The following is a 22,516-nucleotide window of genomic DNA, read 5'->3' as shown; positions in this document are numbered from 1 at the left end:
GCAGTGCAAGAAGCGGCTTATTCGACCCTTCAGCGGTCCCGCCGCGAGTCGGCCAATGTCCTAGAATGAGCGGCCTTCACGGTCATTCGTGCCTTTTCCCGGAGCCTGGATCGATCCATGTCTGAAGTCGCTATCGAATTTAATCAGGTCAAAAAAAGCTACGGCGAGAAGACGGTCGTCGACGGACTGTCGTTTCACGTCAACGCCGGCGAATGCTTCGGCTTGCTCGGCCCGAACGGCGCGGGCAAGACCACCACGCTGCGCATGCTGCTCGGTATCGCCGCGCCGGACGCAGGCGCGATTCGCCTGTGCGGCGAACCGGTCCCCGGCCGCGCCCGCATCGCGCGGGCGCGGGTCGGCGTGGTGCCGCAATTCGACAATCTCGATCCCGACTTCACGGTGCGTGAGAACCTGCTCGTGTTCGGCCGCTACTTCGGTCTGAGCGCCGCGCAATGTCGGGCGATGGTGCCGTCGCTGCTCGAATTCGCGCGCCTCGAGAGCAAGGCGGACGCACGCGTGAGCGAGTTGTCGGGCGGCATGAAGCGACGCCTCACGCTGGCGCGCGCGCTCGTCAACGATCCCGACGTGCTGATCATGGATGAGCCGACCACCGGCCTCGATCCTCAAGCGCGGCATCTGATCTGGGAGCGTCTGCGCTCCTTGCTCGCGCGCGGCAAGACCATTCTGCTGACCACGCACTTCATGGAAGAGGCCGAGCGGCTTTGCCATCGCCTGTGCGTGATCGAAGAAGGCCGCAAGATCGCCGAAGGCGCGCCGAGCGTGTTGATCGCGTCTGAAATTGGCTGCGACGTGATCGAGATTTTCGGTCCCGATCCACAAGCGCTGCGCGATGAACTCGCGCCGCTCGCCGAGCGCACCGAGATCAGCGGCGAGACACTGTTCTGTTATGTGCATGATGCCCAACCCGTTCACGCGAAACTGAAGCAGCGAACGGATTTGCGCTATCTGCATCGCCCGGCCAATCTGGAAGATGTGTTCCTGCGGCTCACCGGCCGCGAGATGCAGGATTGAAGCGCATGAGTTCTCTGTAAGCGCAATTCAGAACACCGCGCGCGCAGCACAGCGCACCACCCACGCTCCGGAAAAGCACCACACCAGCACCACACCAGCACCACACAGGCACCACACCAGCACGAGACACGCAATGGACGCACGCACGTACCACGCCCCGGACCACACCCCGAGCAACAAGCCGTCGAAACAGGAACCCTTCGCCGCGTTCCCCGCCAACGCGACGAACTGGGTCGCCGTATGGCGTCGCAACTATCTGGTGTGGAAGAAACTCGCGATCGCCTCGATGTTCGGCAACCTCGCCGATCCGATGATCTATCTGTTCGGCCTCGGCTTCGGGCTGGGACTGATGGTCGGACATGTCGACGGCGTGTCGTATATCGCGTTTCTGGCGGCGGGCACGGTGGCCTCGAGCGTGATGATGTCCGCGAGCTTCGAAGCCATGTATTCGGGCTTCTCGCGCATGCACGTGCAGCGCACCTGGGAGGCGATCATGCACACGCCGCTCACGCTCGGCGACATCGTGCTCGGCGAGGTCATCTGGGCGGGCAGCAAGTCGGTGCTCTCGGGCGCGGCGATCATGCTGGTGGCGGGCGCGCTGGGCTACGCGAATTTTCCGTCGATGCTGCTGGCGTTGCCGGTCATCGTGCTGACCGGATTAGCGTTTGCCAGCACCACCATGATCGTGACGGCCCTCGCGCCGTCATACGACTTCTTCATGTTTTATCAAACGCTGGTGTTGACGCCGATGCTGCTGCTCTCCGGCGTGTTCTTTCCGGCGTCGCAACTGCCGCCCGCCGCGCGCGTGGCGACCAACGTGTTGCCGTTGGCGCATGCGGTCGATCTGATCCGGCCCGCGATGCTCGGGCGCCCGGTCGATGCGGTGCTGCTGCATGTGGCCGTGCTGGCGGCGTATGCCGTAGGTGGATTCGTGATTTCGGCGATTCTGTTTCGCCGCAGGATGATGAAATAGGAAGCTGCGTTGCGCCGGCGAACGCCGGCGCAACTGGAAACATCGAAGGGTTAAGCCGCGCTCAAGTCAGGCTCGAGTCGCGCCTCAATCCTCGTCGTCCGTCCACGGAATATCCACGTCGGAAATGAACGCCACCGTCGCGAACGGGCCGCCATCCTGGCGACCGATCTTGCCGTCGGCGCGCTGCCATTCGACGCGAAACACCGTGCCCGGATCGTCGGCGATCAGGCGCACCGTGCGCACCTCGTCCGGATCGGCTTCCTCGACAGGACCGTCGAGCGAGACCTGCAACTCCTGCGGCCACAAGCCGTCGGCCGGATCGTAGATCTTGTCGCCGTCGGGGATCAGCGTAAAAGCTTCGACCCCGATCGTCGCCGAGGCATCCACGATCATCTTGCCGAGCGCGCGCAGCAAGGCGGTTGCTCGTGCCGAATTTGCCTGACGGATAGCCAGATCCCCGCGCGTCAGCGCCTGCTCAAGTTTTGGGTTTGTTTTTTGTTGCGCCATTGTGTCCTGAGTCCTATCGCTCTGTTGTGAACAGGCGTGTCGTATTGCTGGCACGCCGCTCGCCATTTTTCGGGCTGAATCCTACCACTGGCGTGCACCGCAACATCGCAAGCCGCGCATGCCGGCATTGACCGCCCGCCCCGTCCACCACAGTTTAGGTCGTGATTCGCGTTCCGGCAGAGACATTTGCCTTCCCATGCGTCACGTTGCACGCCCGCTGCGCTGCCGGCCGGTCTTCGCCCTCCCGCCCGCCGGGGGCTTCGTTCCGGCAATCTCGACGATCAGATGATCGCGAAAAGCCCGCACCGACGGCGGCAACTCGCGCCCCGCCATGGTCTGCACCTGAATGCTGCGCTGACGCATCTGCGGATGGACGAGCGGCATCACCACGAAGCCGTCATCCGCGTAACGATCGCGTACCGACAGCAGTCCCGTGAACATGATCGCGCCGGACTTCTGCGCGTAGCGATACATTGCCGCGCTGTTGTCGCAGGTGAGATCGGGCTCGAGCAGGATGCCTTCGAGCGCGCATGTGATGTCGATCAACTGGCGGATGGTCGTGCCCGGTTCGGGCAGGACCAGCGGATAACGCTGCAAGTCCGCGAGCGACACTTTCGCGCGCACGGCCAGCGGATGATCGGCGCGCAGCAGCACGAATACCGGCGCCCGCTCGGTGTGCTCGACCTTGACGCCCTTCTCCGGCGCGAGGCTGAAGGTTAGCGCGAGGTCTGCGTCACCCTCGCGCACGCGGCGCGTGGCCTCGCCCGGCGACATCACCGAGAGCGTGAAATCGATGCCGGGATACTGGCGCCGAAAGCTCGCCAGCGCCCCCGGCAGGAAGTCCGCCGCGAACCCTTCCGAACTCGCCACCCTGATCATGCTGCCGTGCAGGCTCTCGAGGCCGCCGATCTCCTTCATCACGTGCGCCGCCTCGAGCAGGCTGCGCTGAGCGTAGACGAGCAGCCGCTCGCCGGCTTCCGAGAGCGCCATGCCACGCGGACGACGTTCGAACAGCGCCACCCCGAGCTCGCTCTCGAGCCGCGCAATCTGCCGGCTGATCGCCGACACGGCCACATGCAGCCGCGCGGAGGCGTCGCTAATCGAACCGGAGCGCGCTACTTCGACGAAGTAACGCAGGGCAATGCCGTGCAGCGAAAGTGCCATGAAGCGGTGCCTCGTCGATCCCGGATGAGCATGCTCGAGCTTTGCCTTTTCGGCAACGCAAGCTTCGAAACACGATCATTGTGACAAAAAAAACGGCCTCCTAGAATCAATTCGACACTACAGGCACCCCAGCCCCCCGCATTGGAGACGACCATGACCCGCCATCAGGCCATCGAGCACGCCACGCAGCATTTCGAATCGGGCGCCTTTCTCGAAGACCTCAACCGCCGCGTCGGCTTTCGCACGGAAAGCCAGGAAAGCGACCGCGCCGCCACCCTGCTCGCGTATCTGACTGACGAAATCACGCCCGAAGCCGGGCGTCTCGGCTTCGAGACACGCATCGTCGACAACCCGGTGGCAGGCTTCGGTCAGTTTCTGATTGCGAGCCGTCACGAGGGCGAGCACCTGCCCACCGTGCTGATCTATGGCCACGGCGACGTCGTACGCGGCTACGACAACCAGTGGCGTGCACCGCTGACGCCGTGGGCCGTGACGATCGAAGGCGAACGCTGGTTCGGCCGCGGCACCGCCGACAACAAAGGCCAGCACACCATTAACCTGGCAGCGCTGGCGAGCGTGCTGGCCGCGCGCGGCGGCAAGCTCGGTTTCAACGCGAAGCTGCTGATCGAGATGGGCGAAGAGACCGGCTCGCCGGGCCTCGACGCGATCTGCCGTGCGCACCGGCAGGAACTGGCCGCCGACGTGCTGATCGCCTCCGACGGCCCGCGTCTCGCCGCACGCCGCCCGACGGTGTTTCTCGGCTCGCGCGGGTCGGTGAACTTCAAACTCTCGCTCAATCTGCGCGACGGCGCGCATCACTCGGGGAACTGGGGCGGGCTGCTGCGCAATCCGGCCACCGTGCTGGCGAACGCGTTGGCCAGCCTCGTCGACGCACGTGGCGTGATTGCCGTGGACGGCTTACGTCCGCCGCCGATTCCGGAAGCCGTGCGTCGTGCTCTGGCGGATATCTCGGTAGGCGGCGGCCCGGGCGACCCCGAGGTCGACGAGAACTGGGGCGAACCCGGCCTCTCCGCGCCCGAGCGTGTGTTCGGCTGGAACAGCTTCGAAATACTCGCCTTCAAGGCGGGCAATCCCGAGAACCCGGTGAATGCGATTCCGTCGTCGGCATTCGCGCATTGCCAGTTGCGCTTCGTGGTCGGCACCGATTGGCATCGGCTCGAAGAGCATCTGCGCGCCCATCTCGATGCTCACGGATTCTCTCTTGTGCAGATCGAGGTCGAACGCGGCGCGCCGGCCACACGACTGAACCCGGACGACCCCTGGGTCACGTGGGCGATCGCCTCGCTCGAACAAACCACCGGCAAGAAGACGGCGGTACTGCCGAACCTGGGCGGCACGTTGCCCAACGAGGTCTTCGCGGACACGCTGGGCTTGCCGACCATCTGGGTGCCGCATTCCTATCCCGCGTGTTCGCAGCATGCGCCCAACGAGCATCTGCTCGGGCCGGTCGTGCGCGAAGGTCTGCAGATCATGGCGGGGCTTTTCTGGGATCTGGGCGAGAACTCGCCGCATGCGCGAGCCGGATGACTGTTTCAACGACCACCTGAAAGCTGTACGAACCGCGCGAGACCTTCGCGAACCTGAGCGAGCGCAGCACGCCGCAAGCCGCATCCGTCACGAGATCCGTCCACGATGAGCACGTCCACCTTGCAAGCCAGCGCCGCGCGGCCGTCGACCGCGAAGGTCCATCGCATCATTCTCGCGGCGTCGATCGGCAATGCGCTCGAATGGTTCGACCTCGTCGTGTATGGCTTCTTTGCGGTGACGATTGCGAAGCTGTTTTTCCCCGCGCGCACCGAGGCGATTTCGCTGATGCTCACGCTCGGCACCTTCGGCATTTCCTATCTGATCCGCCCGCTCGGCGGCCTCGTGCTGGGCTCGCTCGCGGATCGCGCCGGGCGCAAGGCATCGCTGCTGCTGTCGATCGCGTTGATGATGGTCGGCACCTTGACGATCGCGGTGATGCCGCCGTATGCGGCGATCGGTTTGTGGGCGCCGGCGGGCATCATGCTTTCGCGACTCGTGCAGGGCTTTTCGGCGGGTGGGGAATTCGGTGCGTCGACGGCGTTTCTGGTCGAACATGCGCCGACGCGGCGTGGCTTCATGGGCAGCTGGCAGTTCGCGAGTCAGGGTCTGGCCACGTTGCTCGCGTCCGGCTTCGGCGCGTTGCTGACGAGTCAGCTCAGCATGGCGCAACTCGAGTCGTGGGGCTGGCGTGTGCCGTTTCTGTTCGGCCTCGCCATCGGGCCAGTCGGTTTCTATATTCGCCGCTACGTCGATGAAGGCGCGGAGTTCGACACCCAGCCGAAAACCCGCACGCCCCTGGGCGATCTGTTCGGCACGCAGAAGCTGCGCATGCTGCTGGCGGTCGGCTCGCTGATCATTTCGACGGCAGCCAATTACATGATCCTGTACATGCCGACGTATGCGATCAAGCAACTGCATCTGCCCGCCTCGACCGGTTTCGCGGCCACGCTCGCCACCGGCGTCGTGTTGACGGTGCTGACGCCGTTCGCGGGTCATCTGTCCGACAGCATGGGACGGATCCGCATCATGGCCGTGGCTGCCGTGTTGATGCTGGCGACGGTCTATCCGGCGTTCGTGTACATGAATGCGCATCCGTCGTTCACGACGATGCTGCTCGCGTTGATCTGGATCGGCGTGTTGAAGGCGACCTACTTCGGCGCGCTGCCGGCCTTGATGTCGGAGATATTCCCGACGCAGACGCGCGCGACCGGCTTGTCGGTGAGCTACAACGTCGGCGTAACGGTGTTCGGCGGCTTTGCGCCCTTCGTGATCACCTGGCTGATCGACGCCAGCGGCAACAAGCTAGCGCCCGGTTTTTACCTGATGTTCTGCGCGGCGGCGAGTTTGCTGGCGCTCTACGCCGTGCGCACGAAGCTGAAGATTCGCTGAGTGCAGCGGGGCTGGACTAGCCCCGCGCGCACTCAGCGTCCGCATCACGGTGCGGGATTCGGCTGCAACTCGTGCAGCGCGTCGATTTGCTCGAGCGCTTCCGGCGACAGTTTGACCTCGGCGCTGGCGATGTTTTCCTTCAGCTGATCGAGCGAGGTCGCGCCGATCAGATTGCTGGTCACGAACGGCCGGCTGTTCACGAAAGCGAGCGCGAATTGCGCAGGCGACAAGCCATGCTGCCTGGCCAGTTCGACGTAACGCGTGGTCGCTTCGATCGCTTGCGGCTTGCTGTAGCGCTTGAAGCGCTCGAACAGCGAAATGCGTGCGCCGTCGGGCCGCGCGCCGCCTTCATACTTGCCCGACAACCAGCCGAACGCCAGCGGCGAATAAGCCAGCAAGCCGATGTTGTCGCGATGCGCGTATTCCGACAGACCCACTTCGTACGTGCGGTTCAGGAGGCTATACGGATTCTGGATGCTGACGATGCGCGGCAAGCCAAGTTTCTCGGCCGCGCGCAGAAACTGCCCGACGCCCCAGGGCGTTTCATTCGACACGCCGATATGGCGCACCTTGCCCGCCTTGACGAACTCGGCCAGCACCGACAGCGTTTCTTCGATGGGCACCGTGTATTCGTCGTCGATCCACGGGTACGACGGGCGGCCGAAGGTCATCGTGTTGCGATCCGGCCAGTGCAACTGATACAGATCGACATAGTCCGTTTGCAAACGCTTCAGGCTGTCGTTGAGCGCTTCGGTGAGATTCTTGCGATCGAACTGGTTGCCCTCGCCACGAATATGGCGCGGATTATGCGGCTGACGCGCCGGGCCGGCGATCTTGGTGGCCAGCACGATCTTCTCGCGCGCGCTGCGATGCTGCGCGAGCCACGTGCCGATATAGCGTTCTGTCGAACCTTGCGTCTCGGCGCGCGGCGGCACCGGATACATTTCAGCCGTGTCGATCAGATTGACGCCGTGATCGAGTGCGTAGTCGATCTGGGCGTGCGCTTCCTGCTCGGTGTTCTGCTCGCCCCACGTCATGGTGCCCAGACCAATCAGGCTAACCTGCACATCGGAGTCGCCGAGTCTGCGGTGTTCCATCGAACTTGTCCTGTTGAAAGATGAACGGAAAGCGCTGACGTTACCACGCCGGCGCAATGCCTGCAGCGCGCGCTAAAATGCGTTTTTCCGCGCACACCCCGTGCGTTCGCCTGCATCAACGATCTCTGCGCCGACCGCCTAGCGATGAACTCCGAACACCTCGAACTGCTGGTCACGCGCGTGATGCCCTACGGGAAATATAAAGGCCGTTTGATTGCGGACCTACCCGGTCACTATCTAAACTGGTTCGCGGCCCAAGGTTTCCCACCCGGCGAAATCGGCCGGCTGCTTGCCTTGATGCACGAGATCGATCACAACGGTTTGTCGTCGCTGATCGAGCCGCTGCGCAAGCGATAAGCCAATGTCGGGCAAGAAATGAAAGCGCCATGACGTGCAGCGAAGGCCGATGAAAGCGAGCGCGCAGGCTGCGTGCAAGCCGAATCGAAAGCTGTACAAATTCATACAGACTTTCCCTTGCACCTTGTCGTCGGGTGAGCTTAAATCCGCTTCAGTCGTTGCTTGATTCATCGAGGTCATCGCACAGCTTCTTCTGCCGATGCCTCGAACACTTCGCGCCTCATCCGTACGCCATCCGGCGACCCGTTCATGTCCGCATTCACCTTGCCCGCTTTGCTTGAATTCATCGGTCACGATCTATCGCCCGTGCGAGCTGTCATCGCCTTTTTTCTGTTCGGCTATCTGGTGGTGGGCTTGCCCATGCATTTCCGCCAGGGCGCTGCCTCGCGCGACGTGTGGGGTACGGCGGCCGGCGTGACGATGGCGGCGTTGTATGCGGCGTTTATTGTCGGCGTGTACCCTGCCCTGCATCATTCCGTCGCGGTGCTGCGATAGCGTGAGCGCGATTCGCGATTCGCGATTCGCGGCTCAGGCTCTAGCCGGACAAACGCCCTGCCGCACGCAACTGCGCGAGTAGGCGTTCGACAGCTTCGTCGAGCGGCACACGATCGGTCTCGATCACCACGTCCGGCGCAAGCGGCGGGTCGAAGGGGCCGGAAATACCGGTGAAATGCGCAATCTCGCCACGGCGCGCACGGGCATAAAGTCCTTTGACGTCGCGCGCTTCACACACCTTGAGCGGCGCGCTCACGAACACTTCGACGAACCCTTCACCCACGATCTCGCGCGCCGTCAACCGATGTCGATGCTCGGGCGAAATCACGGCGACGATCGCGACGAACCCTTGCTGCCTGAACAACTGTGCGACATGCGCAACCCGGCGCAGGTTTTCGCTGCGATCCCCGGAAGCGAAGCCGAGGTCCGCATTGAGCCCGCGCCGCAACGCGTCGCCATCCAGCACGATCGCGCGATGGCCCGCTGCGGTCAGACGTTCATGCAAGGCGTTCGCCAAAGTGGATTTGCCCGCGCCGGACAACCCCGTCATCCAGATCACGGCGCCCCTTGCGCTCATGACTTGTGGTCCGTTGGGGCCGTCGCGGTCTCGCATTCGGTGTGATCGTCGGCGGGCGCGAGTTGCGGTCCCAATCCATCGAGTAGCGGCTGCAACAGCGTACGCTCCGGCTGCCAGCGGCGTAGCGAGCTCTTGTAGAGCGGACGACGTACCTGCGCCGCACTCGCGGTGCTCACCCGGCGCGTCGTCTGATGAAACGCGAGACAACGATCGTCCCAATCGAGCCTGCAATGCGCGAGCAGGCGGCGCACGTTGGTTTCGAAATCTTCCACGAGGTCTTCGTACTCCACCTCGATCATCACGCCCTCGGGCAGCACACGTTGCCAGTGCTGCATCAAGGCATCGTAAGCGCGGTAGTAGCGACCCAGTTCGCCGAGGTCGTAACTGAAGGGCACGTCGTGAAATATCCGCGAAAAAACCGACAGGCAGGTTTGCAACGGCGCACGCTTGCTGTGAATGAAGCGTGCGTTCGGCAGCGCCAGATGGATCAGGCCGATGTTGATGAAGTTGAACGGATATTTGTCGGTGAAATGCGTGTAGTGCGGCGCGTTATCCGGCGATCCGCCCTGAAGTTCCGGTTGCGCGTCGCGCATGCGGTGCAAATAGTCCGCGCCGAGCGCGCCCAGTTGAGTCGCGTCCACGCCCTGCATGGCGTCGATATCGATTCGGAGCGGATCGTCGGACGTGCGGCGGATGCAATTCACCAACGCCTCGGCGAATTCCGTGCGCTCACCGGCGCCGAACACCTGCGGATGGCTCGCGAGAATCTGTTCGATCAGGGTCGAGCCCGAGCGCGGCATGCCGAGGATGAAAATGGGCGCCGCCGACGGCTCGCCCAGGCCTTGCTTCCGGGCGAGCATTTCCGACGTCATCAGGTCGGGCAGATGCTTGAAGAGGCCGAGCGTTTCCGCTTCGTTATAAGGCACGCCGGCGCGATGCAGCGCGTTGCCCTTCAGAAAGTGTGCGAACGACTCGTCGTTGCGACCGAGATCGGACAGCGCCTGGCCGTACGCGAAGTGAATCTCCGCCTGATTGGCCTGGCTCAGCGAATCCGCGTGCGCGACGAATTGCTCCAGGACGAGGAACACGGGATCGTCGATCGTCAGGCGTTTGGACTGCACGAAATTGCGGTAATACAGCGGCACTTGCGGCGCGGCGGCGATCGCGCGGCGATACGCCTCGTGCGCTTCGTCGAAACGCCCTAGCGCCTGCAGGCAGTTGCCCATGTTGTTGAGCGAGCCGTCCGCGTTCGGGCTAACGCGCGCCGCTTCGTGATAAGCGCTCACGGCCTGCTCCAGCCGATGCATCTGTTCGTACGACCAGCCCAGACCGTGATGCGAGTCCTTGTTGTGCGGGTCGAGCGCGATCGCCTGGCGAAAACCGGCCACGGCTTCGGGGAAACGGTTCAGCGCTGCAAGCGTCGCGGCATAGCGCTCGATTGCGCCCGCGTCGGTGGGATCGAGGGTGCGGGCGGTGTCGAAACATTGCAAGGCGGCGGCGAAGTCGCCGCGCGCGGCACAGGCGTCGCCTGCGGCGCGCCATTCGGATGAGTTAGCCGGCTGAGGTTCGTGCTTCATTGGCGGCAGGTTTTTGCAGGCTTCGCATGAGCGAGCCTGGCAGGGGATGCGTGCTTTTTCGTCCGCTCACGTTGAAACGGGCGCGGAGTCGAAGGGATTTGTCTGACGGGAAATTAACAGGCGCGCCCTACAGTTACGTTGCGAAAATTTAACTAACTGTTACAAGGCTTATCATCGGTAAGCGATCGGAAGAATCTCGCGAGGCCTCGCCATCATGGTGTTGGCTGGCACGTGCGATCCGCGCTGAGGCGCTGCCCCCGTCGGAGCGTAATTTGCGGACACAAATGGCAATGAACTCGTTTGTGCGCGAGATTTCTCATTCACATACGTGGGAGAAAATCGTGAGCAGGCTCATTGCATCGATGGTGCTGTTGGTAGCGGCGGCGAGTCTCACCGGATGCGTGGTCGCACCGCCCTATGACTATGGCTACGCGCCGTACTACCCTGGGTACGGGTATGCGTACGGCTATGGACCATACGGGCCGGTGTACGGCAGCGTCGGCATCTATGGCGGTTGGGGCGGCGGCGGTTGCTGCTACTACTACCACGGCCATGGCTACTGGCATGGCGGAAATGGATGGCACGGCGGGGGCGGCCACGGGGGCGGCGGCTGGCACGGTGGCGGGTATGGCGGTGGCGGCGGCAGTTCGTGGAGCAGCGGCGGCGGTGGTGGACACGGCGGGCATGGGCATTGAGCGTTTGGCGCCATGCCGGATGCGGCGCTTCAGCGGGTCGCTTTGGTCCGCGGAACGTTGGCAGCCTGCTCTGCGCCGTTCGCGGCTTTCACGTCCGTTTCAGCGGGAAGGAGGCCCCGGTTGCGTAGCGACGACAAGACGTCTTCGATCAGACCATCTTCGAGCGGGCGTCGGCCGGCTTTGATGCGTCGAACGTTCGTCAAATCGATCGCGCGCTGGAGATCGGACATTTCCGCAGCGATGAAGACGGCCATGGCGTAGCCGAATCGCTCGGCGAGTGGGTAGTCGAAAAAGTGTTTCATGCTTATCGTTTTCGGCGCGCACGCGCAAAACTTTAAGGTGGCGTGGACGCGCTTTGCTTCAGGGTTGTTCGGGTTGACAACAGCGGGTGAGCGGGCGACGCTCCTGCTGGACGGAGCAGATCGATGTTCGCGGGAATCGGAAGGTTGGACGCCCTCTTTCGTCACACGAATCAGTTGTGATCGAGGGCCATTCTGACGCGCTGGCGATGAAAATCCGTTGCACTGCCGAATGATGCCACAGCTGAAGCTCCCCTTCAGCCGAGGTCTCCGATCGGCGCAACCGTGGAAGCTACCAGAAGCCGCCTGATGCCCCATCGATCGAACAATTTTGATGCACTACGACTGCTGGGGGCGCTTCTGGTAGCGGTGGGTCATACGTACGATGTTTTCGTCGGCGGGGATCCGCTGGCGGACGCGACCGGGAACCAGTCGTTCGGTGGCGTCGGCCTGAATATATTCTGTGTCATTAGCGGATTTCTTATAACGAAGAGCCGCAACAATAACGACACGTCTGGTTTTTTCCGGTCGAGAATTTTGCGGATATTTCCGGCTTTGCTTGTATCGGTGCCGATTATGGCGCTGCTTATCGGTCCGATGATGTCCAGCTTGCCCGTTAAGGAGTATTTCGCGTCGGGAGCGACCTGGCGGTTTTTGGGCAGCATGCTGGTGTTCCCGCTGAATTCGACGTTGCCTGGTGTATTTGGTGGCGCACCGTTGATCGGTCAGCTTTATTCCTTGACGGCGGAACTCAGCTTTTATGCGTTTGTGGGCTGGCTTGGCACTCGACTGGATTACTCGAAGCTGCTGACCGTTCTGACCGCCCTGCTGTTCGCCGCGTTTGTCCACTTCGATTATTCGACGCTTTCGTTTTCGAGTCTGATTACGCTGAAGGTTGGGCAACTGATTGTTTTCATGTTTCCTGTTCGGCTCGGCTTGATCTGTGTTTTCTACTTATTCGCCGGGTCGATGATCGCAACATTTTTAAAGGATGTGACGCGGCTTACTCAAGTGACGCCAATTCTTATGGCGGTATGGCTGATCGCGCTTTTGAATAGCGATCGCCGGGTTTATGACATCGTGGAAATGGTTGCATTTCCCATTATCGTGATTGGGATAGGTTCGATGTCGCGTTTTACGGTGCGAATTCCGGGTGCTATCGGCGACCTTTCATACGGAATTTATATCTGGCATTTTCTGGTCGCCGAATTGTTGATCACCTTGATCGGCAGGCGCCCAGTCGCGCGTGGCTGGATCGACGTTCAGATCGTCGCTAGCATCCTGGTGTCGTGTGGGGTCGCTTTTGTTTCGTTTCATCTGGTTGAGCGACGGGCGCTGGCGATGAAGCGGCGCACGAGCGCCGCAGGGGATGCTGCGCGGCTGGCACGTGGCCAGCCTGAGGTCCGGTGACGCCCTCGGCGGGACGTTCGTTATCTGGCGCTATCGACATGAACATGCCAGCCCGGCGCCACGTCCATATCGTAACCCGTCGCCGTGCGCTGCATGACGGTTGCCGGGAATTCGGCAACCTCGAACTTCGACACACTGGCGAGCAACATCGCGCAAGCCAGGAATACCGACGTCACGGCCGCCCATCGAAAACGTGCCGTTTCCGCGGAAACAATGGCGCACCACATGAAGAACAGGAGTGGGACATATAGGTACCGGGAACCGTCTCCGTACCAAACGAAGTTGGCGACGTACATGTTGATTCGTACTGCACCCAACGCCCAGATCGCAACGCCCATGATCACGATAGACACCAGCGCAAGCGCCCCGCGAGACAGGCACACGACTAGCGCCAGCAAAATCGCGAAAACCGCACCCAGCAAAATCGGGGCTTGTGACGGCAAATAATCGAGAAACAGCTCTTTATACGCTCGCGACGCCCACGCAATCTTGCCGGAAGGATGCTGCTCGCCCGGGAACCTGATCATGACGAACACCTGAACAGCGACCGCAAGCGAATAAACCACGAGCAATGTGACCTGTCTGGACGACAGGCGGCGCTGCCTTAGCGCGTGAACTACGGCGGCCGCGAGGAAAGGCCACGCGAGCACCCCGAACGGCCCAGTCAAGGTAAGCACGGCGACCAGAGCCGTTCTCCACGCATAACCCTTTTCAGGCGGTTGGAAAACACATTCCCAGAGCAGGACGATCAGCAGTGGAAATAGCATCCACTGCAAATTCGTTATGGTTAAAAGCACCTCGCCGTTCTGCGGCGACAGCACTGGAGCAAGGGCGACCGCTATCGCCGCGCCCGGCCGAATATTGTCGAGCGTCTTTGCGATGCAGGCGCTGGAGAGACAGACGATGACCGCGCAGCATAAGACAAAGAAATGAGGCGCTGTTTGGACCGACGAGATTTTCATCTGGACCCATGCGATGACCCGCGGTATCAGATGCAGGTAACCCGCGTAGCTGGTGATGATTGATCTCACGCCAAACTGATGGGCTTGCGCCATGAAAACCGCGGCATCCTCGGCCCAGAGAAAGCCGTGCGCCATACGCATCGGCGCCCTGTACCAGATGATGAGCAAAGCCATCAAGAAGACGAACACCGCCCGAAACCTAGAGCTCCTCAGATCCATCAAATCCCCGCGCGATCAACAAACCCGCGACGCTACCAAACCACGTGCGATCCGTCCAGCGAGGATGCGCCGCCGTTGGACGTTTCCCACCCCCGGGCGGGAGGGTGGAACGGATGTGTAATACTTCGGGGTCAAAAAAATCCACTCACCAGCCAATATGACACCTGAATTGGACAAAAAAACGGGAGCAGCACCCACTGTCGTCGTCGTCATTCCTTACTACAATGGCTCGCAGTGGCTCGAGAGAGCTGTAAAAAGCGTTGTAAATCAGACGGTTAAAGCAAACGAATTCATCGTTGTGAACGATGGGTCGACGCCGCAGGAACGCGCAGCGCTTGAACCGCTTACCGCCAAATATGGTTTTACCGTCCTTGACAAGGCCAACGGCGGCCAGGGTTCAGCCCGGAACGCCGGCGTAGCGGCAACCACGTCCGAGTACATCAGCTTTCTGGACCAGGACGATTACTATTTCCCGAATCACATCCAGGATCTTGTCGGCGCGCTTCCGGCAGATGATCCGCGGCTCGGCTTCGTCTACGCCGACCTTTGCGAGGCCGACGGCGACGGCAACATCGTTCACTCCAATATGTTGCGTGCGCAATTGGGTCAGCACCCGAAGCAAGGCCATATCACCACCATGCTGCGCAATGACATTTTCGTCTTGCCGTCCGCATCGTTGATTCGCCGGTCAAGCTTTGAAGCGCTGGGCGGCTTTGACGAGCAGTTCATGGGTTATGAAGACGATGACCTGTTTTTGCGCATGTTCCGCTCGGGCTACACCAACCACTTTTTGGACAAGCCGGTTACGGCCTGGTGTATGCATACGGGATCGACCTCGTACAGCATCAAGATGTCGCGCAGCCGTTTTCGCTATTTCAAGAAACTGGCCTTTTCGTTCAAGGACGAACCGCGGCGTAAAATGTTCTTTTTCCACGAATGCCTGGTTCCGCGTTTCGGCGATGTGTTTATTCGCGAAGCACTGGAGGCATCTAAAGTGGGCGATCCCAACCGGGAAGAACTCTGCGCGATCCTGAAAGAATACAGCGATATGGTAGCGGCCAATCCGTTCGTGCCGATGGATTATAAAACCTCCGTTCAGCGAGTTTCATATCTCACCACGAGAATGAAATCGAAGAATTTTCAGCGATTGGCTACGCTAAGAAAGTTGCCGGTAATTCGATCCATTGTGCGCAGGCTCATATAAGTCGTTTAATTTTTTCCGTCAAACGCCAGGCATTTGAAACAAAATGGCACCTCGACGGTGCCAGTCCACCTGATTCTAATAAAGCCTGTCGAGCAATAGCCCCCTGAAAACGGGGGCTCATCTGCCTCATTCGCATCCCTCTGACGCTTCCCCACAGACAAAATTCGCCACCGTGGACGTTCAGCGTCGGCCCGCTCAGCGCGCCTGCCGCAAGGCTATTGGCGGCGGTCGGCAAACTGTCGATACTGAGTTTTCGCGCGACTCAGTTTGGTAACATGCAAGCCGCCTGAACCATGCAAGGAACTGCAATGCCGCAAGTCAAGCTGCCCGACGATTTCAACGCCGATGACTATCTGACCCTCAACCCCGATGTCATGGCGGCCGGCGTCGAGCCTGCCACTCACTACCTGCATTATGGGCACGAGGAAGGTCGCGAATATAAGCGCAGCACCGATCACCGGGCGCTATTCCTCAAACGCATGTCGGGGCTGGAAAATTTCACCTGGCTCCTGAACCGGATGCCGTCCTATCTGCCACCCGCGCTCGCGCTGTCGCCCAATCCTGGCTCGATCTCCGACCAGAATCTGGTGCTTCGCGTAATGACCGCGTATCGCAACGCGGTCGAACGCTTCGCGCCGACCGATGGGTTCTGGGACATCTGGCACTGCACGATCAAGAAGCCCATCCACGACGCACTTTCAGGCGACGATGCCGACGCTGCAACCCGAGTGCTTAGAGATCCGGCATCGAGCGTGTTTTTTTGGGGTTTCGATGCGATTGCGAGTTCGCCCGAAGGCGAAGTCGAGCCGCACGAACTTGTGCTGACCCGCCTCAACAAACAAACGGATTGGCGCGAGCTCTACGCTTACTGGATTTCCGATGCGCTGGTCACCTTCGCTGAGGCCATCGGTGCACGCAAAGTCGCCTACCCGGAGTTCGAGGTCGATACGACGCTGGCAAGTCGCTCGGTCCCGTTTAACGTCGATTCGTTGCTCGACGAGATTGAAGCCGAACTCGGGATTCAGATCAACTTTCCGAATCCGTATCCGAATGAACTGGGCATTCCGTCCAAGCGTGGCGTCATCGGTTTCCGGTCAGTGCAATCTCTTTATCAAGGCTGGCGTATCGGGCAACTGGCGCAAGGGAATCCTGACTTCCGGGTCATGGAAATCGGTGCAGGCCTTGGGCGAACCGCCTACTTTGCACGTCAGTTCGGCGTAAAAAATTACACGATCGTAGACCTGCCGCTGACAAACGCCGCGCAAGGCTATTTTCTGGGCCGCGTGCTGGGCGACAGTGAAATATCGCTAGGCGCGGAAAACGGCGGCGGCCCGCTTCGGGTGATTTCCAATACGGCAATCGACGGACATCAGGATAAATACGACCTCATCGTCAATGTCGATTCGTGGACAGAAATGCCCAAAGACGTAGCTCAGTCCTACTGGGACTTTGCGCGCAAAGCGACGCGCACCGTTCTGTCGATCAATCATGAATTCAATGCGCACACGGTCCGCGAGTTGTACCGGGGTGCTAAGGATGCCCGTGCGACTCGATACGCCTATCCGATGCGTCGCGGCTATGTGGAAGAAGTGATTACTTGGTGATGTTGCTGAACCGGCCTGTCCGCGAGTTTTTTTGTCGAAGCAGACGGGCTGATTCACGCAGCTATTGGTTCTCCGTGAGTCCCTGCCTGTGCAGGAACTCACTCAAGACCTAGTCCATCCAATTTCATCGCCCAAAAACAAAAACGGCGTTGTGATTTCTCACAACGCCGTTCTCAAACTTCTCGAATTCTTTGGGGTGGCTGATGGGGCTCGAACCCACGACAACAGGAATCACAATCCTGGACTCTACCAACTGAGCTACAGCCACCACTGACATCTGCTTGACTCGCCCGAAAAACTTGGCTCGCCGATGAAGAAACGAGATTATACGAACAAGAATCTCGTTTGCCTAGTCCTTTATTCAAAAAATTCGACAGGCTCACGCAGATGCTGCCGGGCCTCGTCGAAGATGGTCAGATCGCGTGCAGCAAGGCGCTTGCTGTCCGACAAAACACGACGCCACCCACGCGCCCCTGCTTCGCCGCGATACAGCCCCAGCGCATGCCGCGTGATCGCTCCGAGGTAGGTGCCACGCGCCATCTCCGCGGCACAGTACTCAATCAGCTGCGCCTCGACCTGCTCACGCGTCAACGGCGTTTGCATCGACCCATAAAAGCGTGAATCGACTTGCGCCAGCACGTAAGGATTGTGATACGCCTCCCGCCCCAGCATCACACCGTCGACGTGCTGAAGATGCGCCTCCACTTCATCCAGCGTCTTGATCCCGCCGTTGATGATGATCTCCAACTGCGGAAAGTCGCGCTTCAACTGATATGCGTATTCGTACTTCAGCGGCGGAATCTCGCGATTCTCCTTCGGACTCAGGCCCTTCAGAATTGCATTGCGCGCATGCACGACGAAAACGTCACAGCCGGCGTCCGCCACGGTGCCGACGAAGTCACGCACGAAACCGTATTCCTCGACCGCATCCACGCCGATCCTGTGTTTCACCGTCACCGGAATGGACACCGCATCGCGCATGGCCCTCACGCAATCGGCGACCAGTTGCGGCTCGTTCATCAGACACGCGCCGAACGCGCCACGCTGCACGCGCTCGGACGGACAGCCGCAGTTGAGATTGATCTCGTCATAGCCCCACTGTTCGCCCAGCTTGGCCGAACGGGCCAGATCGCCCGGCTCGCTACCGCCGAGTTGCAAAGCGACGGGCGCTTCGTCAGGCGTAAACGCAAGGTGACGCGGCACATCGCCGTGCAGTAACGCGCCGGTCGTGACCATTTCCGTATACAGCCAGGTATGTCGCGAGATAACGCGATGGAGCGAGCGGCAATGACGATCAGTCCAGTCCATCATCGGCGCGACCGACACGCGGCGAGGACTAGGAATTTGCGGTGAAGACATGAGTTGGGCCAACTGCTTGAATCGAAACAGCGATTTTACCGCAAGGCCGGCTGTGCCCGGCTTGCACCGTATGTGACAAGCATCTGATAACCCGCCCCTTTGCCGGGTCTTTACCCTCGAAAAACCCTTACCGATCGGGGTCGGACCACGCCATTCCCTTGCCCCATCTGCCTCTGGCCGATTATTTCAGTATCAAGAATAGTAATTTCAAATTATCAGCACAAATTTTCGATAGTAGGGGTATACACTGCCTTCCATCGACGTTGCAGACAACCTTCCCGGACTCCTGCGACGCCATCCTGAACTGAAGTTGTAACGTTATCGGAGTCACACCATGAAGACCAAGCTCATCGCCGCCCTGTTGGTTGCCGTTTCTGCCTCGATCGCTGCACCGGCATTCGCTAGCGGCTACGGCCCGGCACCGTTCTACCGTCCGTCGGTCGGCGCACCGGCTTCGCAACAAGGCCAGAACGCTCAAACCGTTGCTGTCGAACACGCTAACACGCAAGCCAATGCGTACGGCGGTGTGAACAACACGTCGTCGCAATCGGGTACGCGTGAGCCGGTTTCGGGCCCGCAATCGGTTTTCTTCGGCCACTAAGCACTCGTCGTTGAGTCGGCAGTCCGCAAGGACGGCCGACAGACTGGGCGCCGCGCATGCAGTATTGATGCCGGCGCCCAGTTGCGTTTACCCAGCCTATCCAGCCGATTCGCAAAACCGGATGCGGTTGGCAAATGGATCGGTGGTCGTCAGCACCCTGCCCCACGGCAATGCCTCGACGCCGGGCTTTCCATATCTGTAGTCCTTGCCCTGCAGTTCGGCGTGTAGCGCGTCGATGTTCTGCATCGGCACGAAAATCGTCGAACCCGGCGTCGCATCGCCATGATGTTCGCTTAGATGCAGGATCAGGTCGGAGCGCCGCACCTGCGTATAAAGCGGAAAGTTGTCTTCGAACCGATGTTCCCATTCGACGGTGAAACCGAGGAAATCGACGTAAAACTCCCTGGCTTTTTCCTCGGAGAAAATGCGGATTATCGGAATGGCACGCGCAAGATGCACAGCGGTCTCCTGCAATTCATAACGGGACCGCCAGCTTACTGCGCCTTGACACCGGTTAGCACCTACTCGACGGCGACCTCGATGTCGCAGTCCAGATATCGCTCCTGATAGTCCCCCATGTCGTGGCCTTCAGGCTCCATCGCGGCCTCCGTCGAGTCATGTTGAAATGTGACGGCGAGCCTGATCCGACGGGCGTTCATTCACGCTCGCATCACCCTGCGCTCAGGCTTCACCATCCTGACGATCAATCGCAATCGCCGGACAGATATTGCCGTCCATTGCAGGTGATCTCCACCTCGCCGCTACCCGCTTCGGCCACCAGGCCGCCCGCCAGCAATTCCGCCGATACCGACGACGTCAGCGCCGGCGCCTGCTGCCCGACGCCAACGTCGTTCAGGCGTCGCAAGGCCTCTACCGCTTCGGGACTCAATGACTTCGACATGCTCGTCTCCGTCTAAATGCTCAATTCATCGTAGCAAGTTTCGGGGACGCACGCAGGCCCGCATCGGCGTGATCTGAAGGCACACGAGTTGCGTGTCAGGAGGGAATGGACAATGGCGAATGGGAATTCCACGAAAGCGACCGCGCTACCCGTATAGCTCGTACCACGAGGCAGGCGCTGCCGCAAAGGAGAACGACATGAGACGAAACAGAGGGTCCGCACTGGCGGCAGGCGTCGCGCTGGCAGCAATCTGTGCATGCGCCGCCACGGCGCTCGCACAAACCACGCCCCAGACCGACAGCGCCGCGCCGATGGTGAAACCGCCCGAAGCCGCGTCAGGCGCGGGCGGATCGAGCAATCCGGACAACATGCCGATCAAGCGCCCGCGCAAGCCGACCAACGACAAAATGATGCACACGCCGCCCGCGAGCGGCGCAAATGCCAAATAGCGGCCTGCTCAGAGCCGCGCGATCGACACCTCGGTCGATTTCACCAGCGCGACCACTTCCGAACCGACTTTCAGGTCGAGTTCGTCGACCGAGCGCGTGGTAATCACCGACGTCACGATGCCGAACGGCGTTTCGACATCGACCTCGGACACCACGGAGCCGCGGATGATTTCCTTGACCTTGCCTCTGAACTGATTACGTACGTTGATTGCGGTAATGCTCATTTCGCGTGACTCCAGAGTAGCGATTGAAGAAAACAGTCAGTCAAAGAAAAAAATGTCAGACGGCCCAGCGGACGTCTGTCGGTCGCCTCAGGCGAGCTTCGTCACGTGCTTCGTATGGGCGATCGGACAGCGCGTCGTCATTCGGTGCGTTCTTCAGCACGCGCTGCAGCACATGGTCCTCAAGCGCCGCGAAACCCGCCGACGCGCGCGCCCGCGGTCGCGCCAGCGCCACCGGCTGATCGAGCGCGATGCGCCCGGCTTCGATCAGCAGAATCCGGTCGGCCAAGGCCACCGCTTCGTGTACGTCGTGCGTCACGAGCAGCGCGGTAAATCGATGTTCGCGCCACAAGCGTTCGATCAATGCGTGCATCTCGATGCGCGTCAACGCGTCCAGCGCGCCGAGCGGCTCGTCGAGCAGCAGCAATTGCGGTCGATGTACCAGGGCTCGAGCGAGCGCCACCCGCTGACGTTGTCCACCGGACAGTTGCGCGGGCCAGTCGTTGGCGCGTTCGAGCAGGCCGACTTCGGCGAGCACGGCGCGCGCGTCTTCGCGCGCACTGCGGCCCAGACCGAGCATCACGTTCTGCAGGACGCTCTTCCACGGCAGCAGCCGCGCATCCTGAAACATGATGCGGGTGTCGAGCGGCCGGCCATCTTCGGTACGCTTTTCCAGCGTGCCCGCACTGGTCTTTTCCAATCCGGCGACGAGCCGCAGCAACGTCGATTTCCCGCAGCCGCTGCGCCCGACGATCGCGACGAAACTCCCGCGCTCGATGGACAGATCGAAGTCCGACAGCACCTTGCGCGCGCCGTACTGCTTGCCGACGCCCCGCAATTCGACCGCATGGTCACCGGCGCGGCGCGCGTCGTTGCGGGCCAGCGCAGGAGCCTGCGCACGACGCGTATCGCTGAACTCCACGTCGGCTTGATTCGTGTCGTGATCGACGACGCGAGGCTGGGCGAGTTCGGCTTCGAGATCGCTGCCCGCAATGCCGCCGAACGACGTCGACAAAGTCGTTGCACTCATGTTTTCGCTCCTCGTTGATAGGCCGGATGCCAGCGCAGCGACACGCGCTCGAGGCTCTTCGCCAGCAGGTCCGCGAGTTTGCCGAGGCCCGCGTACAGCAGAATGCCGACCACCACCACATCGGTTTGCAGGAATTCGCGCGCGTTCATGGTCATGTAGCCGATGCCCGACTGCGCCGAAATGGTCTCGGCGACGATCAGCGTGACCCACATCAGCCCGAAGGCAAAGCGCACACCGACGAGAATCGACGGCAACGCGCCCGGCAGAATCACGTGGCGATACAGCGCGAAACCCTTCACGCCGTAGCTGCGCGCCATTTCGATCAGATTGCTGTCGACCGAGCGGATGCCGTGAAAAGTGTTCACGTACACCGGGAAAAACACGCCGAGCGCGACGAGAAACACCTTCGCTTCTTCTTCGATACCGAACCACAGGATCACGAGCGGAATCATCGCCAGCGCCGGGATGTTGCGGATCATCTGCACGGTTGAATCGAGCACGATTTCGACGGGTTTGAACAAGCCGGTCGCGAGCCCGAGCGCGAGCCCGATGCCGCCGCCGATCGCAAATCCCGACACCGCGCGCCACGTGCTGACCTTCACATCCGCCCACATCTCGCCGGACTGGATCAACGCCCACGCCGCCTTCACGACCGCGAGCGGTTCGGGCAGCACCCGCGTCGACAAAACGCCGCTGCGCGCGGCGAATTCCCATGCGAGCAGAATCGCGAGCGGCGCAAGCCACGGCACGAGATGCGCGCCGAGACGACGCAACGTATCGCCACGCTGACTCGCGCCGGCATTCGCAGCGTGGTCCGCTGCTGCATTCACAGTGGCTTCAGCCATG

The 22,516-nt window shown here is 61.0% G+C and carries 25 protein-coding genes and 1 tRNA gene; 12 read left to right on the top strand and 14 right to left on the bottom strand.

Annotated features, from left to right (window positions below; all coding sequences use genetic code 11):
- Positions 1 to 117: 117 nt before the first annotated feature.
- Positions 118 to 1,032: a nodulation factor ABC transporter ATP-binding protein NodI gene (gene nodI, locus FQ705_RS17545; protein WP_144143270.1), complete on the top strand. Its 915-nt coding sequence runs from the start codon at positions 118 to 120 to the stop codon at positions 1,030 to 1,032.
- A 133-nt stretch (positions 1,033 to 1,165) separates the two neighbouring features.
- Positions 1,166 to 2,005 (top strand): ABC transporter permease, encoded by an 840-nt coding sequence (locus FQ705_RS17540; RefSeq protein ID WP_144143268.1) that lies wholly within the window; start codon positions 1,166 to 1,168, stop codon positions 2,003 to 2,005.
- An 84-nt stretch (positions 2,006 to 2,089) separates the two neighbouring features.
- Here the strand turns inward: FQ705_RS17540 and FQ705_RS17535 are convergent, their stop codons facing one another.
- The gene (locus tag FQ705_RS17535) at positions 2,090 to 2,512 is read right to left on the bottom strand and encodes a hypothetical protein (protein ID WP_116141074.1); all 423 of its coding nucleotides are present in this window, start codon (positions 2,510 to 2,512) and stop codon (positions 2,090 to 2,092) included.
- 201 nt (positions 2,513 to 2,713) lie between these two features.
- On the bottom strand, positions 2,714 to 3,676 hold the full coding sequence (locus FQ705_RS17530) for a LysR family transcriptional regulator (protein WP_144143266.1): 963 nt from the start codon (positions 3,674 to 3,676) through the stop codon (positions 2,714 to 2,716).
- A gap of 153 nt (positions 3,677 to 3,829) precedes the next feature.
- Between FQ705_RS17530 and FQ705_RS17525 the strand changes: the two genes are divergently transcribed.
- Together FQ705_RS17525 and FQ705_RS17520 are read left to right on the top strand one after the other, a co-directional pair.
- Positions 3,830 to 5,224 carry a M20 family metallopeptidase gene (locus FQ705_RS17525; protein WP_144143265.1) on the top strand — a complete coding sequence of 465 codons (1,395 nt, stop codon included), beginning with the start codon at positions 3,830 to 3,832 and terminating at the stop codon, positions 5,222 to 5,224.
- 105 nt (positions 5,225 to 5,329) lie between these two features.
- Positions 5,330 to 6,613, top strand: a complete 1,284-nt coding sequence (locus tag FQ705_RS17520) for an MFS transporter (protein WP_144143263.1) — start codon at positions 5,330 to 5,332, stop codon at positions 6,611 to 6,613.
- 44 nt (positions 6,614 to 6,657) lie between these two features.
- On the opposite strand, the gene FQ705_RS17515 is transcribed toward FQ705_RS17520, so the two are convergent.
- Entirely contained in the window at positions 6,658 to 7,710 is a 1,053-nt protein-coding gene (locus FQ705_RS17515) for an NADP(H)-dependent aldo-keto reductase (protein WP_144143261.1), read from the bottom strand.
- Between the two features lie 144 nt (positions 7,711 to 7,854).
- Here FQ705_RS17515 and FQ705_RS17510 point away from each other — a divergent pair, with 144 nt between their 5' ends.
- The gene (locus tag FQ705_RS17510; protein WP_144143260.1) at positions 7,855 to 8,067 is read left to right on the top strand and encodes a DUF3820 family protein; all 213 of its coding nucleotides are present in this window, start codon (positions 7,855 to 7,857) and stop codon (positions 8,065 to 8,067) included.
- 249 nt (positions 8,068 to 8,316) lie between these two features.
- Positions 8,317 to 8,562 carry a hypothetical protein gene (locus tag FQ705_RS17505; RefSeq protein ID WP_144143258.1) on the top strand — a complete coding sequence of 82 codons (246 nt, stop codon included), beginning with the start codon at positions 8,317 to 8,319 and terminating at the stop codon, positions 8,560 to 8,562.
- A 40-nt stretch (positions 8,563 to 8,602) separates the two neighbouring features.
- Here the strand turns inward: FQ705_RS17505 and cysC are convergent, their stop codons facing one another.
- Positions 8,603 to 9,139, bottom strand: a complete 537-nt coding sequence (gene cysC, locus FQ705_RS17500) for an adenylyl-sulfate kinase (protein WP_260854553.1) — start codon at positions 9,137 to 9,139, stop codon at positions 8,603 to 8,605.
- On the bottom strand, positions 9,136 to 10,716 hold the full coding sequence (locus FQ705_RS17495) for a tetratricopeptide repeat-containing sulfotransferase family protein (protein WP_144143254.1): 1,581 nt from the start codon (positions 10,714 to 10,716) through the stop codon (positions 9,136 to 9,138). Before FQ705_RS17495 ends, cysC begins: the two co-directional genes overlap by 4 nt.
- Positions 10,717 to 11,057: 341 nt before the next feature.
- On the opposite strand from FQ705_RS17495, the gene FQ705_RS34115 reads away from it, so the two are divergent.
- Positions 11,058 to 11,411 (top strand): hypothetical protein, encoded by a 354-nt coding sequence (locus FQ705_RS34115; RefSeq protein ID WP_186307889.1) that lies wholly within the window; start codon positions 11,058 to 11,060, stop codon positions 11,409 to 11,411.
- A 29-nt stretch (positions 11,412 to 11,440) separates the two neighbouring features.
- Here the strand turns inward: FQ705_RS34115 and FQ705_RS17485 are convergent, their stop codons facing one another.
- Entirely contained in the window at positions 11,441 to 11,713 is a 273-nt protein-coding gene (locus FQ705_RS17485) for a hypothetical protein (RefSeq protein ID WP_144143252.1), read from the bottom strand.
- A gap of 306 nt (positions 11,714 to 12,019) precedes the next feature.
- Here FQ705_RS17485 and FQ705_RS17480 point away from each other — a divergent pair, with 306 nt between their 5' ends.
- A complete protein-coding gene (locus FQ705_RS17480) occupies positions 12,020 to 13,120 on the top strand; it encodes an acyltransferase family protein (protein WP_186307888.1) in 1,101 nt (366 codons plus the stop codon).
- 20 nt (positions 13,121 to 13,140) lie between these two features.
- On the opposite strand, the gene FQ705_RS17475 is transcribed toward FQ705_RS17480, so the two are convergent.
- Positions 13,141 to 14,256 (bottom strand): hypothetical protein, encoded by a 1,116-nt coding sequence (locus FQ705_RS17475; protein WP_144143248.1) that lies wholly within the window; start codon positions 14,254 to 14,256, stop codon positions 13,141 to 13,143.
- A gap of 202 nt (positions 14,257 to 14,458) precedes the next feature.
- Here FQ705_RS17475 and FQ705_RS17470 point away from each other — a divergent pair, with 202 nt between their 5' ends.
- Both FQ705_RS17470 and FQ705_RS17465 read left to right on the top strand, forming a co-directional pair.
- Positions 14,459 to 15,505 carry a glycosyltransferase family 2 protein gene (locus FQ705_RS17470; protein WP_144143246.1) on the top strand — a complete coding sequence of 349 codons (1,047 nt, stop codon included), beginning with the start codon at positions 14,459 to 14,461 and terminating at the stop codon, positions 15,503 to 15,505.
- Between the two features lie 308 nt (positions 15,506 to 15,813).
- Positions 15,814 to 17,109 (top strand): putative sugar O-methyltransferase, encoded by a 1,296-nt coding sequence (locus FQ705_RS17465; RefSeq protein ID WP_144143244.1) that lies wholly within the window; start codon positions 15,814 to 15,816, stop codon positions 17,107 to 17,109.
- A gap of 192 nt (positions 17,110 to 17,301) precedes the next feature.
- Here the strand turns inward: FQ705_RS17465 and FQ705_RS17460 are convergent.
- Both FQ705_RS17460 and dusA read right to left on the bottom strand, forming a co-directional pair.
- Positions 17,302 to 17,377, bottom strand: a tRNA-His gene (locus FQ705_RS17460).
- Positions 17,378 to 17,466: 89 nt separating this feature from the next.
- A complete protein-coding gene (gene dusA / locus FQ705_RS17455; protein ID WP_144143242.1) occupies positions 17,467 to 18,468 on the bottom strand; it encodes a tRNA dihydrouridine(20/20a) synthase DusA in 1,002 nt (333 codons plus the stop codon).
- 334 nt (positions 18,469 to 18,802) lie between these two features.
- Between dusA and FQ705_RS17450 the strand changes: the two genes are divergently transcribed.
- A complete protein-coding gene (locus FQ705_RS17450; RefSeq protein WP_144143240.1) occupies positions 18,803 to 19,069 on the top strand; it encodes a hypothetical protein in 267 nt (88 codons plus the stop codon).
- Between the two features lie 96 nt (positions 19,070 to 19,165).
- Here FQ705_RS17450 and FQ705_RS17445 read toward each other — a convergent pair whose 3' ends face one another.
- Both FQ705_RS17445 and FQ705_RS17440 read right to left on the bottom strand, forming a co-directional pair.
- Positions 19,166 to 19,528, bottom strand: a complete 363-nt coding sequence (locus FQ705_RS17445; protein WP_144143238.1) for a glyoxalase superfamily protein — start codon at positions 19,526 to 19,528, stop codon at positions 19,166 to 19,168.
- 244 nt (positions 19,529 to 19,772) lie between these two features.
- A complete protein-coding gene (locus FQ705_RS17440; protein WP_144143236.1) occupies positions 19,773 to 19,970 on the bottom strand; it encodes a hypothetical protein in 198 nt (65 codons plus the stop codon).
- Positions 19,971 to 20,167: 197 nt separating this feature from the next.
- On the opposite strand from FQ705_RS17440, the gene FQ705_RS17435 reads away from it, so the two are divergent.
- Positions 20,168 to 20,419: a hypothetical protein gene (locus tag FQ705_RS17435; protein WP_144143234.1), complete on the top strand. Its 252-nt coding sequence runs from the start codon at positions 20,168 to 20,170 to the stop codon at positions 20,417 to 20,419.
- A gap of 8 nt (positions 20,420 to 20,427) precedes the next feature.
- On the opposite strand, the gene FQ705_RS17430 is transcribed toward FQ705_RS17435, so the two are convergent.
- The 3 genes from FQ705_RS17430 to ssuC are packed head-to-tail and all read right to left on the bottom strand — an operon-like array spanning position 20,428 to position 22,515.
- Entirely contained in the window at positions 20,428 to 20,643 is a 216-nt protein-coding gene (locus FQ705_RS17430; protein WP_144143232.1) for a molybdopterin-binding protein, read from the bottom strand.
- Positions 20,644 to 20,698: 55 nt separating this feature from the next.
- A complete protein-coding gene (locus FQ705_RS17425; RefSeq protein WP_144143230.1) occupies positions 20,699 to 21,670 on the bottom strand; it encodes an ATP-binding cassette domain-containing protein in 972 nt (323 codons plus the stop codon).
- Positions 21,667 to 22,515 carry an aliphatic sulfonate ABC transporter permease SsuC gene (ssuC, locus tag FQ705_RS17420; protein WP_144143228.1) on the bottom strand — a complete coding sequence of 283 codons (849 nt, stop codon included), beginning with the start codon at positions 22,513 to 22,515 and terminating at the stop codon, positions 21,667 to 21,669. Before ssuC ends, FQ705_RS17425 begins: the two co-directional genes overlap by 4 nt.
- Position 22,516 lies beyond the last annotated feature (1 nt).

The organism is Paraburkholderia sp. BCC1884, from assembly GCF_900996225.1.
Classification (GTDB): Bacteria; Pseudomonadota; Gammaproteobacteria; order Burkholderiales; family Burkholderiaceae; genus Paraburkholderia.
The sequence above is the reverse complement of the archived record's forward strand: the minus strand, read 5'-3'. Positions and strand labels throughout refer to the sequence as shown.

Coding starts and splice junctions, on each gene's coding strand:
- FQ705_RS17470 (WP_144143246.1), top strand. CDS start 14,459: ATGACACCTGAATTGGACAAAAAAACGGGAGCAGCACCCACTGTCGTC.
- FQ705_RS17435 (WP_144143234.1), top strand. CDS start 20,168: ATGAGACGAAACAGAGGGTCCGCACTGGCGGCAGGCGTCGCGCTGGCA.
- FQ705_RS17440 (WP_144143236.1), bottom strand. CDS start 19,970: ATGTCGAAGTCATTGAGTCCCGAAGCGGTAGAGGCCTTGCGACGCCTG.
- ssuC (WP_144143228.1), bottom strand. CDS start 22,515: ATGGCTGAAGCCACTGTGAATGCAGCAGCGGACCACGCTGCGAATGCC.
- FQ705_RS17535 (WP_116141074.1), bottom strand. CDS start 2,512: ATGGCGCAACAAAAAACAAACCCAAAACTTGAGCAGGCGCTGACGCGC.
- FQ705_RS17530 (WP_144143266.1), bottom strand. CDS start 3,676: ATGGCACTTTCGCTGCACGGCATTGCCCTGCGTTACTTCGTCGAAGTA.
- FQ705_RS17465 (WP_144143244.1), top strand. CDS start 15,814: ATGCCGCAAGTCAAGCTGCCCGACGATTTCAACGCCGATGACTATCTG.
- FQ705_RS17485 (WP_144143252.1), bottom strand. CDS start 11,713: ATGAAACACTTTTTCGACTACCCACTCGCCGAGCGATTCGGCTACGCC.
- FQ705_RS17540 (WP_144143268.1), top strand. CDS start 1,166: ATGGACGCACGCACGTACCACGCCCCGGACCACACCCCGAGCAACAAG.
- FQ705_RS17520 (WP_144143263.1), top strand. CDS start 5,330: ATGAGCACGTCCACCTTGCAAGCCAGCGCCGCGCGGCCGTCGACCGCG.
- cysC (WP_260854553.1), bottom strand. CDS start 9,139: ATGAGCGCAAGGGGCGCCGTGATCTGGATGACGGGGTTGTCCGGCGCG.
- dusA (WP_144143242.1), bottom strand. CDS start 18,468: ATGTCTTCACCGCAAATTCCTAGTCCTCGCCGCGTGTCGGTCGCGCCG.
- FQ705_RS17430 (WP_144143232.1), bottom strand. CDS start 20,643: ATGAGCATTACCGCAATCAACGTACGTAATCAGTTCAGAGGCAAGGTC.
- FQ705_RS17425 (WP_144143230.1), bottom strand. CDS start 21,670: ATGAGTGCAACGACTTTGTCGACGTCGTTCGGCGGCATTGCGGGCAGC.
- FQ705_RS17505 (WP_144143258.1), top strand. CDS start 8,317: ATGTCCGCATTCACCTTGCCCGCTTTGCTTGAATTCATCGGTCACGAT.
- FQ705_RS17475 (WP_144143248.1), bottom strand. CDS start 14,256: ATGGCTTTGCTCATCATCTGGTACAGGGCGCCGATGCGTATGGCGCAC.
- FQ705_RS17510 (WP_144143260.1), top strand. CDS start 7,855: ATGAACTCCGAACACCTCGAACTGCTGGTCACGCGCGTGATGCCCTAC.
- FQ705_RS17450 (WP_144143240.1), top strand. CDS start 18,803: ATGAAGACCAAGCTCATCGCCGCCCTGTTGGTTGCCGTTTCTGCCTCG.
- FQ705_RS17525 (WP_144143265.1), top strand. CDS start 3,830: ATGACCCGCCATCAGGCCATCGAGCACGCCACGCAGCATTTCGAATCG.
- nodI (WP_144143270.1), top strand. CDS start 118: ATGTCTGAAGTCGCTATCGAATTTAATCAGGTCAAAAAAAGCTACGGC.
- FQ705_RS17515 (WP_144143261.1), bottom strand. CDS start 7,710: ATGGAACACCGCAGACTCGGCGACTCCGATGTGCAGGTTAGCCTGATT.
- FQ705_RS17480 (WP_186307888.1), top strand. CDS start 12,020: ATGCCCCATCGATCGAACAATTTTGATGCACTACGACTGCTGGGGGCG.
- FQ705_RS17495 (WP_144143254.1), bottom strand. CDS start 10,716: ATGAAGCACGAACCTCAGCCGGCTAACTCATCCGAATGGCGCGCCGCA.